The organism is Psychrobacter sp. ANT_H59 (assembly GCF_008369225.1).
Lineage (GTDB): Bacteria > Pseudomonadota > Gammaproteobacteria > Pseudomonadales > Moraxellaceae > Psychrobacter > Psychrobacter cryohalolentis.
Genome location: NZ_VOBE01000002.1, coordinates 411,681 through 427,839 on the forward strand (window position 1 = coordinate 411,681; position 16,159 = coordinate 427,839).

Annotated in this window: 11 protein-coding genes and 1 riboswitch; of the genes, 6 read left to right on the forward strand and 5 right to left on the reverse strand. The window is 42.4% G+C overall.

The window, feature by feature from the left end; all coding sequences use genetic code 11:
* Nucleotides 1-11: 11 nt before the first annotated feature.
* The 3 genes from FQ083_RS04815 (at nt 12) to FQ083_RS04825 (ending at nt 6,810) form a co-directional block, all read left to right on the forward strand.
* Nucleotides 12-302, forward strand: coding sequence for an oxidative damage protection protein (locus FQ083_RS04815; protein WP_149409038.1), 291 nt, complete (start codon nt 12-14; stop codon nt 300-302).
* A 79-nt stretch (nt 303-381) separates the two neighbouring features.
* A riboswitch (TPP riboswitch) is annotated at nt 382-505 on the forward strand.
* Between the two features lie 239 nt (nt 506-744).
* On the forward strand, nt 745-2,817 hold the full coding sequence (gene thiC / locus FQ083_RS04820; protein WP_149409039.1) for a phosphomethylpyrimidine synthase ThiC: 2,073 nt from the start codon (nt 745-747) through the stop codon (nt 2,815-2,817).
* Nucleotides 2,818-3,150: 333 nt separating this feature from the next.
* Nucleotides 3,151-6,810: an autotransporter domain-containing protein gene (locus FQ083_RS04825; RefSeq protein WP_149409040.1), complete on the forward strand. Its 3,660-nt coding sequence runs from the start codon at nt 3,151-3,153 to the stop codon at nt 6,808-6,810.
* A 110-nt stretch (nt 6,811-6,920) separates the two neighbouring features.
* Here FQ083_RS04825 and FQ083_RS04830 read toward each other — a convergent pair whose 3' ends face one another.
* Nucleotides 6,921-7,811, reverse strand: coding sequence for a fructose bisphosphate aldolase (locus FQ083_RS04830; RefSeq protein ID WP_149409041.1), 891 nt, complete (start codon nt 7,809-7,811; stop codon nt 6,921-6,923).
* 173 nt (nt 7,812-7,984) lie between these two features.
* A complete protein-coding gene (locus tag FQ083_RS04835) occupies nt 7,985-8,833 on the reverse strand; it encodes an EamA/RhaT family transporter (protein ID WP_149409042.1) in 849 nt (282 codons plus the stop codon).
* Nucleotides 8,834-9,110: 277 nt separating this feature from the next.
* Between FQ083_RS04835 and FQ083_RS04840 the strand changes: the two genes are divergently transcribed.
* From FQ083_RS04840 to FQ083_RS04850, 3 genes are read left to right on the forward strand one after another with little or no spacing between them, the layout of a single operon-like run.
* The gene (locus FQ083_RS04840; RefSeq protein ID WP_149409043.1) at nt 9,111-11,021 is read left to right on the forward strand and encodes an ABC transporter ATP-binding protein; all 1,911 of its coding nucleotides are present in this window, start codon (nt 9,111-9,113) and stop codon (nt 11,019-11,021) included.
* A 49-nt stretch (nt 11,022-11,070) separates the two neighbouring features.
* Entirely contained in the window at nt 11,071-11,958 is an 888-nt protein-coding gene (locus FQ083_RS04845; RefSeq protein WP_149409044.1) for an alpha/beta fold hydrolase, read from the forward strand.
* Between the two features lie 8 nt (nt 11,959-11,966).
* Nucleotides 11,967-12,593, forward strand: coding sequence for an alpha-ketoglutarate-dependent dioxygenase AlkB family protein (locus FQ083_RS04850; RefSeq protein ID WP_149409045.1), 627 nt, complete (start codon nt 11,967-11,969; stop codon nt 12,591-12,593).
* A gap of 35 nt (nt 12,594-12,628) precedes the next feature.
* On the opposite strand, the gene FQ083_RS04855 is transcribed toward FQ083_RS04850, so the two are convergent.
* The 3 genes from FQ083_RS04855 to FQ083_RS04865 form a co-directional block, all read right to left on the reverse strand.
* Nucleotides 12,629-13,624, reverse strand: coding sequence for an NADP-dependent oxidoreductase (locus tag FQ083_RS04855; RefSeq protein ID WP_149409046.1), 996 nt, complete (start codon nt 13,622-13,624; stop codon nt 12,629-12,631).
* Nucleotides 13,625-13,685: 61 nt separating this feature from the next.
* Nucleotides 13,686-14,444 carry an endonuclease/exonuclease/phosphatase family protein gene (locus FQ083_RS04860; RefSeq protein ID WP_041752899.1) on the reverse strand — a complete coding sequence of 253 codons (759 nt, stop codon included), beginning with the start codon at nt 14,442-14,444 and terminating at the stop codon, nt 13,686-13,688.
* A gap of 217 nt (nt 14,445-14,661) precedes the next feature.
* A complete protein-coding gene (locus tag FQ083_RS04865; RefSeq protein WP_011512460.1) occupies nt 14,662-15,774 on the reverse strand; it encodes a hypothetical protein in 1,113 nt (370 codons plus the stop codon).
* Nucleotides 15,775-16,159 lie beyond the last annotated feature (385 nt).

Genomic DNA, 16,159 nt, shown 5'->3' on the forward strand with positions numbered 1-16,159 from the left:
AGGAGTCATTCATGACCGAAACCTTTAACCCACAAGCCAATACCGTTTTTTGCCGCAAATATCAGCAAGAGTTACCAAAAATGCCGCATCCGCCTTTTCCGAATAAAAGAGGTCAAGAACTGCAAGAAACCGTGTCTGAAAAGGCTTGGAAAGAGTGGCTTGAGCAGCAAACCATGCTGATTAACGAAAACCATCTTAGTATGCTAGATCCAAAAGCGAAGCAATTTTTGACTGAGCAGCGTGATAAATTTTTAGATAATGAAGATTATGAGCGTGCTCAGGGATGGACACCAGAAAGTTAATATTGAAACGGTACTAACAAATCGGTAAATGACTAGGACTTGTCGTCGAAGTTTGATAGTATTAAGAAGATTCACAACACTGACAGACTCGGGGTGCGATATATATTGACTGCTTAATATGCAGTTGACGTATGGTCGCTGAGAAACCACCCGCCGAACCTGATGCGGTTAGTACCGACGCAGGGAAGTCTTAAGCTTATGTTATATCTGTATAAAGGGCGCGCAGAAATGCCTTCTTATTATTGTTCATATCTAGCAGCGCTTTATATTGCTGTATGCCAATAAATAAAATGATGCCCACCAATCCTTTATAGATAAGCTATCAAAATAAATTTTGATAGCATTATTGTTTCGTGATTGAATTTATCGATATGGGATAGGCTTGCCCCGCAGATACTGGCGGTGTTGATTTTATTCAAAAACCAACACGCTAGGACAGCATATGACTATTTCAGATATTGGCTCGCAAGCCACCACGCATACCCCTGTAAAAGCAAGCAAAGCAGACGCACTAAAAACTCCCGCCCATCGCAGCGAAACTGACGCCCGTTTTGAAGAAGACGCACGCGACCTACATCGCATTTTGCCTGCCTCTCGCAAAGTCTATATCGAAGGCTCACGCCCTGATATTCAAGTGCCGATGCGCGAGATTACCCTAGACCCTACTCCTATCCAAGGCGTGTCCGAGTCCGAGTGGGAGCAAAATCCACCGTTTTATGTGTATGACACCTCAGGCGTCTATACCGACCCCAATGCCACGATTGACTTGACCAAAGGTCTGCCAAAACTACGCGAAGGTTGGATAGATGAGCGCGGTGATACCGAACAGCTAGCTGGTTTATCAAGCTCATACGGTCTAGCGCGCGCACGTGATATCAGTACTGCAAACTTACGCTTTGCTCATATTGACAAGCCTCGCCGTGCTAAAGCTGTTGATGGGAAAGTAGGTAACGTTACTCAATTGCACTATGCTCGCCGTGGCATTATTACCCCAGAAATGGAATATATAGCTATCCGCGAAACTCAAAAACAGCATGAGCTGACTGATATGCGCCAGCACGAAGGCGAGACTTTTGGTGCGCACACGCCAGCAATTATCACCCCAGAATTTGTCCGCAGTGAAGTTGCCGCGGGTCGCGCTATTATCCCTAACAATATCAACCATCCTGAATCTGAGCCGATGATCATCGGGCGTAATTTTTTGGTGAAAATTAATGCCAATATCGGTAACTCAGCGCTGGGTTCTTCTATCGATGAAGAAGTCTCGAAAATGACGTGGGCGACGCGTTGGGGTGCGGATAACATCATGGATCTGTCTACTGGTAACCATATTCATGAAACCCGTGAATGGCTGATTCGTAATTCACCTGTACCGATTGGTACGGTGCCGATTTATCAAGCGTTAGAAAAAGTTGATGGCGTAGCCGAAGATTTAACGTGGGAGATTTTCCGTGACACCTTGATTGAGCAAGCCGAGCAAGGTGTTGATTATTTCACCATTCACGCTGGCGTATTGCTTGAATACGTACCGCTAACTGCAGGACGCTTAACCGGTATCGTCTCGCGTGGTGGCTCTATCATGGCACAGTGGTGCATGTTTCATAATAAAGAAAGCTTTTTATATACTCATTTTGAAGACATCTGCGAGATTATGAAACAGTATGATGTGGCATTTAGTTTGGGCGATGGCTTACGTCCGGGCTGCTTGCAAGATGCCAATGATGAAGCGCAGTTTGGTGAGCTGCGTACCCTTGGCGAGCTGACGCAAGTGGCATGGAAGCATGACGTACAGGTCATGATTGAAGGTCCGGGACACGTGGCAATGAACCGTATTAAAGAAAATATGGATTTGCAGCTTGAAGTTTGTGCTGATGCGCCCTTTTATACACTAGGACCCTTAACCACCGATATCGCACCCGGTTACGACCATATTACCAGTGCCATTGGGGCGGCAATGATTGGCTGGTTTGGCACTGCGATGCTCTGCTATGTGACCCCAAAAGAGCATTTAGGGTTGCCGAATAAAAAGGACGTCAAAGATGGCATCATCACTTATAAAATCGCCGCTCATGCTGCTGACCTTGCCAAAGGACACCCCGGTGCGCAGGCACGTGACAACGCGTTATCCAAAGCGCGTTTTGAATTCCGCTGGGATGATCAGTTTAATCTAGCGCTCGACCCAGATACCGCGCGCGAATTTCATGATGAAACCTTACCCAAAGATGCACACAAGACGGCACACTTTTGCTCGATGTGTGGTCCAAAATTTTGCTCGATGAAAATTACTCAAAACGTGCGCGATTACGCTGCTGGACTCAAAACCTTAGCCGATACAAAAAACAGGGTGACTCCGCAATCAGGTGCGCTCAATGATGCCGAGCATTTGATTAAAAAGGTGGATACAAAGCTGGTCGATCAAGTCGGCTCAGCAAGCGCTGATGAAGTCAGTAAAGGGATGGCAAAGATGACTGAGAAATATAACAACGAAGGACATCAGTTATATAAAGAGGTATAAGTTTTATAAGCTCATTATCGTAAGTAAAAAAAGCCCTACTATTTAAGTATTTACACACTTATTTAGTAGGGCTTTTTGCAGTCTGACATCTAATAAAAATACTTTCAGTATTTTTCACGGAGTTAATTAAAGTAAATTTAAACATAAAATTTTTTTGTAAAAACTATGTATGCAAGGTAAGTCATAAATATCTTTGATAACTATAAAAGAGACAAGTAACCAATATAAAATTACGAATGTTCGGATAAATAAAAATAGACAATTCTTATATATCGAGTAATATATCCGTAAGGAACACTAACATTTCTGTTATTTAACATTCAGGGTAAAAGTATGAATCATATTTATCGTGTTGTCTTCAATCATTCTTTAGGTGTCTATCAGTGCGTGTCTGAACTTGCCAAAACTTGTGGCAAATCTTCTGGTAAATCATCAACCTCTACCTCAAACAACAATTTTTCCTTACGCGCATTATCAACTGCTCTATTTAGCGTCCTCGGACTGAGTATAGCCAGTGTGACTCATGCCACTACCTATGATAATGGCACAGTAAACATTGTGGGTAATGGCTACACTATCGTTGACGATATCGTAAAAAATGATGGCACTATTCTGAAGAATAATGATGATACGAATAACTATTCTTCTATGCAGATGAGTGGTGATCAAGATGCACCTTCACGTCTTTTGATTACAAAAAACGGAGCGGTGCAGACTAACCGGTTCGATGTCTCTAGAAATGCATTATTAAATATTGAAGCTGGTGGACGTTTAGACACTGACAATATATATACGAATAACTACTACGGCCCAGATAGTCAGCAAGTAACTGGTGATATTAATATTAATGTCAATGGTTCAGGTTCATTGCTGAAGGCTCAAAATTATCTACAAATTATCTCTCACAATACCGGAACAACCACACTTGCCGTAGAAAATGGTGGCACGGTCGAAGCAGGCTATTTAAATATATCTTCATACAGCTATTTTGATGAAAACAATCAGTTAATAACTGGTGAAACCAGTGTCAAAATTGATGGTTTAGACTCATCCCTGAAGGCACAAGATTGGTTCTCGATTGGTTCTCAAAATTCAGAAACCACGCTTACTGTAGAAAATGGTGGCACAGCTGAAGCAAACTCTCTAGGTATATACTCATATGGTTATTACAATCAAGATAATCAACCAGTAACAACTAGCAAGACTAATGTCAACATTGATGGTTCAGGCTCATCCCTGAAGGTTAAGGGAAATGTGAATATTTCCTCTGGAAATTCAGGAACAAGTACACTGACCGTAAAAAATGGTGGCACAGCCGAAGCAAACTCTCTAAGTATAGATTCATATGGTTATTATTATCAAGATAATCAGCCAATAACAACTGGCGAGACTAGTGTCAATGTTGATGGTTCAGGCTCATCCCTAAAAGTTCAAGAAGATGTGCTTATTAGCTCTCGAAACTCAGGGACCAGTATACTTACCATAGAAAATGGCGGTACGGCCGAAGCAGACAATCTATACATAGGCTCGGATGACTATAACAACTCTACCAGCACTGCTAGTAAGAGTGTCGTGAACGTCAGTGGTAATGGCTCATCACTAACTGTAAACAACCTGTACGCTGGTATAGGTAGCTCTGATAGTGATCCTCATATTGGTATTCGTGCTGTTAACGCTGTTAATGCTGTTAATGCTGTTAATGCTGTTAATGCTGTTAATATTACTAACAAAGCAGTTCTGAACTCTAATAACGCCTATATTGGTTCATCTGCTGGCGTAGATGCAAAAGTATCATTGGCAGGTGGTGCACGATGGAACAACGTGGAAGCCATATATATTGGTACCTCTACACTTCCATTCGAGTCTGAATTTCCACCTGAGCCTCAACCTGAGCCTCAACCTGAAGCCGAGCTTAAAACTGCCCTCTTAGAGATAAGTGGAGAAGACACCAAAGTATCTACAATGGATCTTTTCGTAGGGGCTGCTGCTAGAGGTAAAGGTCAAGTTGATGTTACTGATCAAGGGACACTAGAAGTGACTCGTCAGTTGCAGCTCGGAGGCTCTGATACTGAAGGTGCAAATGCAGTAGGTGAATTGACAGTAGATAATGCTACTTTGATCGCGCCCGTCACTGTCGTAGGTGCTTTTGGCAGCGGTAAATTAAATATTGTTAATAATGGCGTCATCAAGACTCAAAGTATCGGAAGATTTGATAATTCTACAAAATCGGAAATCAACTTTGATAACGGTACATTAGAACTGACAGAGTTTCAGCCAGAACTATTCAGAAACTTTACGGGTGACAACCTCATTAATTTAGGTACGGGTGGCGGTACAATTGATACTGCTGGATTTAACGCCCGCTTATTTGAAAACACCACTTTAGCAGGTAGTGGTGCCGTTATTACTGGCTCAGGTGACTTTACCAAGAAAGGTACTGGCATGCTAGCGATGGCCACTACTGCCAAACAGTGGAAAGGCGCTACTAACATCAAACAAGGCACTCTTCGTCTCGATGGCGACTACACCATGCGTGATGGTGAAATACTAGGTATTGGCCTAAATAGCTTAGATGATTATGGTCAGCTAGTCGTAAAAGGTAACGCTAATATCAGCCAAGGTCAACTACAAGTCAATGCATCAGACGCTGTAGCAGGCATGTCTGGCAGCAATGAGTGGAAAAATATCGTTAGCGCAGACAGTCGTACTGGTGAGTTCACGGCTGTAAATGACAATAGTAACCTAGTTAGCTTTGTGGCAGATTATAGCAATCCAAATGCTGTGCATTTAAAAATGGTAGCGCCGACTCCGACTCCGACTCCGACTCCGACTCCGACTCCAACTCCAACTCCAACTCCAACTCCAACTCCAACTCCAACTCCAACTCCTGATACTACTTTTGTAGAATCAGTAACTAATCAATCACAGCGTAATGATCTAAGCCTTGCTTACGTCTTAGATAGAGCTATTCAAGATCGTGTAGCGAATGGAAACAATGATTTAGCTGATGACCTTATTAGCTCAACCATTAACTTTAACCAATCTAAACTGGCGGCAGCAGCGAACCAATTGCAGCCATTATTTATGGGTGCCACTAATCGCATCATTACTGATACCAACTATGCCGTTAGTGAGGCAGTGACTGAGCATCGTTCAACCACGCTTGAGCGCAATCTTTGGGCAAAAATAATCGGTAATAACGGCACTCATGAAGCGGAAAACGGTATTACTGGCTATGAGACGGAAGGCTATGGTGCTGTCGTTGGATTAGATACACCGATTAATAGCGATTTTAACTTAGGGGTTGCAGTTTCTTATATCAATACTGATGCGAACACCGATGGCAGTAATCTAGATCATGATTTGACCGCTAAAAACTGGCAAATTCTCGGTTACGGTAACTATGCTGCGAGTGACGCGACGAATGTAAACTTCCATGCGGGTGCTGGTAGCAGTGATGTGAAAGGCGAACGCAATCTATCTATCTTAAATAATGCTGTTGCTAGCTCTGACTACTCTGTTGATACCTTGCAAGCAGGAGTGGGTGTTGGTCATCGCGTCGGTACTGAGCAGCGTCATATAACACCATTTGCTCAATTTAACTACGCACAAGCAAAAAGTGATAGTTATCAAGAAACAGGTGCTGGTGTCTATAACTTGAATGTCGATGGAAATAAATACGAGTCAATGCGCTGGACAGCGGGTCTGCGTTTATCACAACTATTAACGCCAAAACTTGCTTTGACTGGTCAATTAGCAGCCGCCATTGAAAACGGTGATCAACATTCTGATATTACTGCCAGTTTCATTGGTATGCCGAATGACAAGTTCACGACCGTTGGTCAGGAAGTTGGTCGTGAGATTGGTATCGCTGGTATCGGTCTTAGCTATACTCCGACTGCTAATATGAAGATCTCAGCGGGCTATCGCGGAGAATGGCGTGATAACTACGATGAGCAAGGCGCGAGCATCGCCCTACAAACGACTTTTTAGTATTTAAATAGTTATAAAACAAAAAAGCTTGAATCTAATTAAATTAGGTTCAAGCTTTTTTTATGTTTCTAATTTAATGTTCACTTATCTTCGATATTAATTCTCGAACCTTAAACCTTCGACGCCTGATAAATCTCATCAATTGAAGTATTAATAGTATCGGCAAACTCTTGATCGCTTTGCTGCTTGCTCAAACCTTCAGTAAAGGCACGTGAGAAGCTGGCAATCATACCCGGATTTTGCTTCAATTTTGCGCAGGCATCCGTGCGACTATAACCACCCGATAATGCCACGACTTTCAATACTTTTGGATGATCAATCAGTTCTTGATAAAATCCGGCTTCTTCAGGTAAGGTCAGCTTGAGCATCACTTGTTGCTCATCATTTAAGCGCTCAAGATTGTGCAAAATACTGGTTTTAAGAATCAGCTCACAATCATGCTTTTTCTCACTATTGATATCAATTTCTGGCTCAACGATCGGCATTAGACCCTTTGATAGGATTTGCTTTGCTACGTCAAACTGCTGTTGGACGACTAGCTCAATGCCATCAACACTTGGCTCATAAATCACGGAGCGCATTTTAGTACCAAATACTGGATAGTTTTTTGCTTTGTCCAATAATAGATCTAGATTTGGCATCGAGCGCATGACTTGCACGCCATTCATACGCTCTGCTAAGCCTTTATCTACCTTTAAAAAAGGGACGATTTGCTTGTCTTCCCATAAATAGTTGGCAGTGGGCTTGCCATTGACCGCGCGCTCCATAGTATCTTCAAACAAAATTGCACCAAGTACCCGCTCATTATCAAAGCAGTCGCACGTCATGATACGTGCTCGCATCTCGTGCACTTGGTCAAACATGGCTTCGTCATTGTCATAGGCATCGCCCATAACCCCATAATTCTCTAACGCTTTTGGCGTGCTGCCACCACTTTGGTCAAGGGCTGCAATAAATCCCGAACCATTTTTGATACGTTGTAATTGCTTTTGGTATTCCATGGAAAGAGCATCCTATTTTATTTATTGAGGTCAAGTGTCACAAATGATATTTTTAGCTGATATTAGTTTAACTGTTCGTAGATAACCTTACCATAGGATGCTATATGTGCCTATAACTGAACGGCAAAAGCATTTATAAAATTGTTGTCATACCTATATTACACCAAAGATATCTACGCCAAAAACAAGACTGTGACACAGCAAATCGCCAATAATAAACCCAATATATTGATACGGTTGAGTGATTCTTTAAATACTCCAACGCCTATAAGAGTAGCAACAGCAATCACACCAACGTTCATCCCAGTAAAGACGATACTTGGCGATTCTGACAATACTTGATGGGCGCGAATATAAGCATAAATATTACCCATATTTAGCGCACCAAGTAATATCCCTGCTGCAAGTGCACTGCCCTGCCAGCGTACGCGCATGATGAGCAGATAAATCAACAATAGCAGACCTGCCAACCCAAAACTGACAAAAAGTGTCAGTGGAAAGGCAGCACCTTGCTTGGCAACTTGTTTAAATAGAATATCAATAACGCCATAGCCTGTCCAAACGCCAAACAACCATAGCGGTGTATGTTTGGCTTGTTTGCTAATCTCACCCTGCTGCGGACGATAAATCAGCGCCCCGAGCGCCAAAAACCCGAGCAATAAGCCAAAAACGCGTATGCCGGTGAGCACTTCACCAAATAATAAAAAAGCGGCGACAATAGGAATGATCAAGGACAGTCGCTGAGCGGCATCAGTAGCTACCATACCGACTGCTTCAATCGCGCGCCCGAGTATAATAAATACCGCAGGCAGTAGTACACCAAGGGCAATAATAATTGCCCATGCTCCACCAAGGTCACTCATGCCACTGACATCTGGCTTCAATAAAAACCAAGTCAATAAAAAGGCGACCGGATAGCCGGCAACGATGGTTTGACGAATATCAATATCACGTTGGCGCAATATTTTAAGTAACACAGAGACGGCAACGCTACACAGCACTGCTATCGTTAAATACATCATAACGCTTTACCTTAGTCATCCATCATATCAAGGGTATATATCAGTATTAATTTAAAAGGAGAGAAAACCATAGAATGTAACAATATATTTCTTATGCAGCAAGCTATTTATGCCCATGTATCATCAGATCGTCCTATGAGTGTCTGATGCGTTCAAATTACAATTAGCCTGTAAGCGTGAGGGTTAAGATTTGCTAAAATAGCACACTACTTACTCACTTATATAATTGCTCAAGATTGCGTCTATTCACGCTTTTCTTGACGTATTGCTATTGCCTATGAACGCTCTATTTCGCTTTTTTGAAAATCGCCTGCCGGCCTTCCCTGAAACTCCAATGCCGCTGCCCTCACCTCGCGATGGTATGCTAAAGTTTCTGTGGGCGTGCACCAATGGTTTACGCGGCTGGCTACTGCTGTTTATGATTTTGTCAGCCGGTATTGGTATTTACGAAGCCATGCTCTTTGCTTGGATTGGTAATATTGTTGACTGGCTTGGGGTTTATACCCCGCAAAATCTGTGGCTAGAAAAAGGCGACATGCTGCTGCTTATGCTGGCGGTCATGATTGTCAGCCCATTATGGATTGCCTTATCCTCATTTATCCATTTTCAAACCTTGCAAGGGGTATTCCCCATGCAGATGCGCTGGCGTTTTCATCAGCGTATGCTTGGTCAATCGATGCAGTTTTATCAAGATGAATTCTCCGGTCGCGTTTCTGCTAAAGTGATGCAAACCGCATTGGCAGTACGTGATACCGTTATGACAGTTACTGACATGTTTATGTATGTCGCTGTCTATTTTATTACTTCAGGTATCATTCTCTTCAATCTTGATAGTTTGCTACTGATTCCCTTTATCGCGTGGTTTGTATTAGTTTGGCTTGCGATGTGGTATTTCATACCTAAACTCAAACAGACGGCTATCGTACAAGCAGATGCGCGCGCCTTGATGACGGGGCGCATTACTGATGCCTACGCCAATATTATGACCGTCAAGCTGTTTAGTCACTCGCGCCGTGAGCTCAGTTATGCCAAAAACGCCATGGGGCAGTTTTTGGGTACCGTCCATGCACAAATGCGCTGGGTCAGCTATCTTGAGTTTTCAACGCATTTGATTAGTGTTGTTTTGGTCAGTAGTACTGCCGGTATTGGCTTGTATTTATGGCAACAAGAAGTCATTGGTGTCGGTGCTATTGCTGCTGCAACTGCCATGGCGCTACGCTTGAATGGTTTAACGCGCTGGATTATGTGGCAGACGGCAAGTTTGTTTGAAAGTATCGGTACGGTACAGGACGGTATGCGTACCTTATCTGCACCGCAAACCATCATTGACAAACCCAATGCACCAGCTTTAAAAGTCACAGAAGGTCGTATCGTCTTCGATCATGTCGACTTCAGTTATGAGAATGACAGCGATGATACAGACAATAATGATGGTGGTAATTTAAACGACGGCAATCTATCAGCCACGTCTACTATCAAACTTCTCGATAATTTTTACTTGGACATCAAACCCGGCGAAAAAATCGGTCTGGTTGGACGTTCAGGTGCCGGCAAATCCACCTTGGTCAATCTACTCTTACGCTTCTTTGATGTCGATAAAGGTAAAATCCTCATTGATGGTCAAGCGATTGATGAGGTGACCCAAGAGTCCTTACGTCAGCAAATCGGCATGGTGACCCAAGATACCTCTTTATTACATCGTACCGTACGCGAAAATATTGCTTATGGTCGTCCTGATGCTACTGACGAGCAGATTATCATCGCGGCAAAACAAGCTCAAGCATGGGACTTTATCAAAGATTTATATGATGATAAAGGCAACATGGGGCTTGATACTCAAGTTGGTGAACGCGGCGTCAAACTTTCGGGTGGGCAGCGTCAACGTATTGCCATTTCACGTGTTATGCTAAAAAACGCGCCTATTCTACTGTTAGATGAAGCCACCAGTGCGCTCGATTCTGAGATCGAATTTGCAATTACTGAAAGCTTAAACGATATTATGACTGGCAAGACAGTTATTGCCATCGCCCATCGCTTATCAACCATTGCTGCTCTTGATAGACTGGTTGTGATGGATAAAGGTCAAATTATTGAGCAAGGCAGCCATGATGAACTATTGAATCTACATGGTATCTATGCACGATTATGGCATCGCCAAAGCGGCGGCTTCTTAGGTGAAGACAGTTAATTAAAAGCGCTTTATTAAGAGCAACTTCTCACAGGGACGTGTTTATTTTATGGAAGCTTATACAAATCGCATCAACCTTGCTGGTAAACAGGCTCGCTATTATGACTTACAGCAACTAGGCTCAGCCAATCAAACTGATTATAAACGTGCGTCTGCCCATTTTTATGGGGGTAATAGCTTTACCGTTGGTACCTATACGCCATTGTTAAATGAGCTGGCAGCCAGCTTTGAGCTGAGCTCATTGGCATTACGCGGCTATTGGTACGATAAACCGCAAGCACGCCGCCTAACGCGTGAACAAGATGCTGAAATGCTGATTGAGTTTTTAGAAAAAACCCAAGATAAACCAGTTGTTGGCATTGGACACTCGCAGGGCGCAACTGCTACTGCAATGGCGGCGGCTCAGCGTCCAGAGCTTTTCTCAGAACTCTATCTTATCGAGCCTGTTACCTTTACCAAAAAACAAGCAAGAATATATAATCTGTTGCCGCGGCAGTTTTTACTAAGCCAAGAACCCTTTAAAAGTACAGTAACTAAGCAAACCACTTGGGCAAGTATTCAGGAATACTTCGATCACTTGCGGGAACAGAGAGCGTATCAACGTATCAGTGATGCTCACTTAAAAACCTTTGCTACACAAAGCTTGAGCGCTAACAATGACGGTAGCTATACTCTGCTATTCTCACCAGAACAAGAGTTAGCTAATTATTTTGGTGCCCCTCATATTGATGCCGCACTCAAGAAATTAAGCTGCCCTTACACTTTGATTACTGGCAAACCCACCTTATTTATCAATCCAAAAGTGCGTAAACAATGGCACAAATTTGTTCCTGATAGCAGTATTATTTCCTTACCAGAGTATGGACATTTATTACCCATGGAGGCGCCAGAAATCTGCGCTCAAATTATCAATGAGCATTATCAGAGCAATAAATAAGCTGACCTATGACTGACCTTTTTGCGCCCAAACCGACTAACAATCTACTGCCTTATGACGGTCAGGTAAATGACTTAGGAATTGTGATCGATTATCCCAGCCCTTTATTTTATAACTTGGTGACTGAGTTACCTTGGCAAGAAGATATCGTTACTTTATTTGGCAAGACACATGTCACAACGCGTCAAATCGTTTGGATGGGTGATAGCAATATTGACTATCAGTACTCTGGTCATACGCGTCAAACCATACCTTGGACAGATACTGTGTTTCATGTGAAACATCATATCGAACAGAAATTATTAGATCTTGGAATTGATGCCAATTTTAATTCCTGTTTACTTAACTATTATCCTTCTGGTGAGGATGGTATGGGCTATCATGCCGATGATGAAAAAGAGCTTGGTGAGCAACCGATTATCGCTTCATTATCTCTTGGTGCTACGCGTAAATTTGTCTTTAAACATAAAAAAACTCAAGATAAAGTTGAGCTTTATCTTGAGTCAGGTCAGCTAATTGTCATGCATGGTGATACTCAGAGCTTTTGGAAGCACAGTATTACCAAGACTAAAAAGGTAACCACAGGACGCATTAGCCTAACCTTTCGGCAAATATATCCAAATAATCGAAGCTAACCATTAGCTAAATCTATTATCCAATCAACCTCGGCTCAACTGACTTTCAATACCAATTTACCAAAAGCATCGCCTTTTTGCAGCTCATGATGGGCGGTAACGACTTCTGACAATGGATAAGTCTTTTGCAAACGTAAAGTTAGCTGACCATCTGCTACCAGCTGTAGCACTCGTGCCATATCTTCACCATTACGCTGAGCCGCATAACCTTCAACGCTTAGATTTTTTTGACTGCCTGCTTCTTTGAGTTTATCTACCCAAATTGTTGGTAGTACATATACACGTCCAGACTCTTTGACAACGTCTAGCGCCCTTACACCCGCTTCATCACCGACCAAATCCAATAAGACGTCGGCTTGCAGCTCAGGGAACGGATCATTTTTGGTGTAGTCAATCCAGCCTGTAAGCTGGCTAGTATCTATCAAGCTATCCAGTTTTTTATACTTTTCTGCTGAGCAAATAAGCGTAACTTTAATATTATGTTTAGCGATTTTTTTCATCAAAAGCTGTATCAATAGATGACCAACACCGCCTGCTGGGGCATTCATCACTACATGCTCGCCCTCTTTGATATCAGCAAACTCAACAAACTGTAGCGCCGTTTGTCCGATACAAGGTAATGCGCCTGCCTGCTCTAAGGTGACAGCTTCAGGTACACGTGCCAGCATTTTAGCATCAACAGCGACATATTCAGCATAGCATCCACCGTTAAAAGTTAATGCTGCGACTTTATCACCAACAGCAAATTTTGTACTTTGACTGTCAACTACTGTGCCTGACATATCAAAACCCAAAATAGCTGGTTGATTATGATCAAACTTATCTTTTTGGATATTGGTGGCGCCCCAGCCTTTACCTTGACGAGTTTTATAATCGACTGGATTGATACCGGCGTAAGCAACTTTTACCAGCACTTGATCATCTGTCAAATCAGGTACGGCAACATCATCTTGGTATATCATGACTTCAGGTTCACCAAACTCACGTATGAGTACGGCATTTTGAGTCATTGGTATGCTTTCATCAGACATTATTTATCATCCTTGTTTATTTTACGGTTTAGCGTTATTTATTCCATTAATAATTTTTACTCTATAGCAACGCCAGTTCTGCACTCAAAGGCAGATGATCAGACAGGGTTGACCACGGTTTACCCGTATGTACCCAAGCATCTTTTATTCTGAGATTACGGACGTAGATACGGTCTAAGCTCAATACAGGTAGCTTTGCTGGAAAGGTAGGCAGCAGTTTGCCGTGACAATGTTTAAAAGCTTCCGTCATACCCAAGCTTGATGCCAATCTATCACAAGACATTTTTTTCCAGTCATTAAAATCGCCCGCCAAAATCAGTGGCTGGTCAGGGGCAATCTCATCTCGGACATAGTTAGAAATCGCTTCATATTGCTTGATACGATCGCGCTCAAATAGGTTTAAATGGGCGCATAAAACCACCACTGGCACCTCCCAACCTACCGGCTGCACTTCACAATGCAAAACCCCGCGCTGCTCAAGCTTATTGACCGTAATATTGACGTTGTGCTTGGGATCAAGTGGAAATCGGCTCAATACGGCATTGCCATGATGGCCATTATCGTACTCTGAATTTTTGCCATAACTGTTTTCTAATTGCAGATATTCACCAAACCATTCGTGCTGAGACTGGTCAGGGTACTCGTTATATTGAATATTGCGCTTAAGGTTTTGCCCCTGTACTTCTTGTAGGCAGAGTATGTCGGAACCTATAATATCAAGTGCTTGGGCGATACCCTGAACTTTGACCTGGCGATTCATCGGCGACATGCCTTTATGAATGTTATAACTTGTGAGTACAAAAGAGGTGGTATTAGTCATAATGGTAGTAGTCATAAACTCAGTATTTATAGAGTAGGTATTAGGTATTGAATATGGTCAGCTCAAAATAAAAAATAATCGTTTGAAATAGAATCGAGGCACTAGAAAACCATACATGTAAAAAGAGCATTGGCTCATACTGAACCAATGCTCTCATACTATACCTATGTGCTATCAATGACCAATGGCTAATTCGTTACTGAGCCTATGTCATCTATTAATAGCGGGTGACAAGAGCAATCGGTTGGTCTGCATTCATAATATCTTGTGGCATAAAGACCGCTTTACCGCCATTATGAATGACATGCTCAATGATTTCACCAATAGCATCATCAGTGATACCTTCTGCACTTGAGTCGTCCGCAAGACTTAGCGTTTGCGCTTTTTCATCAATTTTGGCTGGTTGAATATAGCCACGGCGGACATACAAGGTATCGCCTATACCCTGAAAAGCACTGCGATAGACTTCTTGCAAATCAGTCTGTAGTTTGTTTGCCCCGCGCGCTTTATCAATCTCGCCCAGTGCCGCTTGGTGTAAGGAGGTACGATAACCTTCTACTGCTTCTTGTACACTGTTGATAACATGCTGTGCACCACCCTCATCTAGATTGGTGGCGTTTGATACCGTAGCAATGATATTATCCGGACGGTCACAAACATCTTTATAGTAGCCAATATTTTTGCTATCACCGACTACGACTAGCGGCATTTTATGCTCGCCCCACAGCTCTTGAACACTCTTATCTACTTGGTTAAAGAACTCTTTTAACGCACTACTCTCATTATTCGCTGAGCGATCTGATCCGCCATCGCTTGTCGTATGAAGTCCATTATTGTCGATAGGAAATGGAATGTTTTCCATATTATTTTGGGCAGTATCGTCTAGATCGAACTCTCGTATCACGCGATCATTAGAGGCTTCAATTAAACGTGCCTTATCACGAGTCAATACCAAAGTATAATAATGCACAGCGCTTGCCATATCACGCACTAAATCACGGGTCGCAAAACGATGTGAGATAACCACGCGCTCAGTGGTATCAATAGGCATACGGATCACTTGCACATCGTCAGTACTAGCAAAAATAGCTAAGGTATCTAGATTAAGATTATGATTCAGCTCTTTGGTCTTAGCATGGATATTGTCTAAGATAGTGGTTGCCGTACGCTTGTCATACTCATTGGTTAGACGTTCTTCGACGACTTTTAATTGGTTTTTTAGGGCAATAGGGTCTTTGTCATTAGCAGGGTGTTCGCGGTGCGTTTTGACAAAAATACTGACTGCTGGATTCGCCTTTGTCTCACGTAAGCTTTTAAGAGTTGCTTTCATTTAATACTCCTTGTTTTATGACTATAAATTTCCAATACTACTTTTGGTACGCCTTGCCTGTTACTTATTCTAGATTTTTGCGGTCAGGCGACTGCATACTCTTAATAACATAGCATGCTTAACAGGCTATTCATACTACAGCACTATTAACGCCTGTTATCCTATTACACTACCAACTTGACCACACAAGCTATAGGGTTAATTTGCAAGCAAATGATGATGCTTTGTAAATAATATCAACGCTTGCCACAATAACCTTAATAACAGTAGCCTTAATAAAGGTCACTTGATTAACAGCTTATCAAAGCTCAAGCTTTCAGCTTGTATTTTCATTAATGAAGACCCATCATTTAAATATTACAATGCTGATTATTAACAATGTTTA

Coding starts and splice junctions, on each gene's coding strand:
- FQ083_RS04830 (WP_149409041.1), bottom strand. CDS start 7,811: ATGGAATACCAAAAGCAATTACAACGTATCAAAAATGGTTCGGGATTT.
- FQ083_RS04860 (WP_041752899.1), bottom strand. CDS start 14,444: ATGACTAATACCACCTCTTTTGTACTCACAAGTTATAACATTCATAAA.
- FQ083_RS04845 (WP_149409044.1), top strand. CDS start 11,071: ATGGAAGCTTATACAAATCGCATCAACCTTGCTGGTAAACAGGCTCGC.
- thiC (WP_149409039.1), top strand. CDS start 745: ATGACTATTTCAGATATTGGCTCGCAAGCCACCACGCATACCCCTGTA.
- FQ083_RS04855 (WP_149409046.1), bottom strand. CDS start 13,624: ATGTCTGATGAAAGCATACCAATGACTCAAAATGCCGTACTCATACGT.
- FQ083_RS04865 (WP_011512460.1), bottom strand. CDS start 15,774: ATGAAAGCAACTCTTAAAAGCTTACGTGAGACAAAGGCGAATCCAGCA.
- FQ083_RS04835 (WP_149409042.1), bottom strand. CDS start 8,833: ATGATGTATTTAACGATAGCAGTGCTGTGTAGCGTTGCCGTCTCTGTG.
- FQ083_RS04850 (WP_149409045.1), top strand. CDS start 11,967: ATGACTGACCTTTTTGCGCCCAAACCGACTAACAATCTACTGCCTTAT.
- FQ083_RS04825 (WP_149409040.1), top strand. CDS start 3,151: ATGAATCATATTTATCGTGTTGTCTTCAATCATTCTTTAGGTGTCTAT.
- FQ083_RS04815 (WP_149409038.1), top strand. CDS start 12: ATGACCGAAACCTTTAACCCACAAGCCAATACCGTTTTTTGCCGCAAA.
- FQ083_RS04840 (WP_149409043.1), top strand. CDS start 9,111: ATGAACGCTCTATTTCGCTTTTTTGAAAATCGCCTGCCGGCCTTCCCT.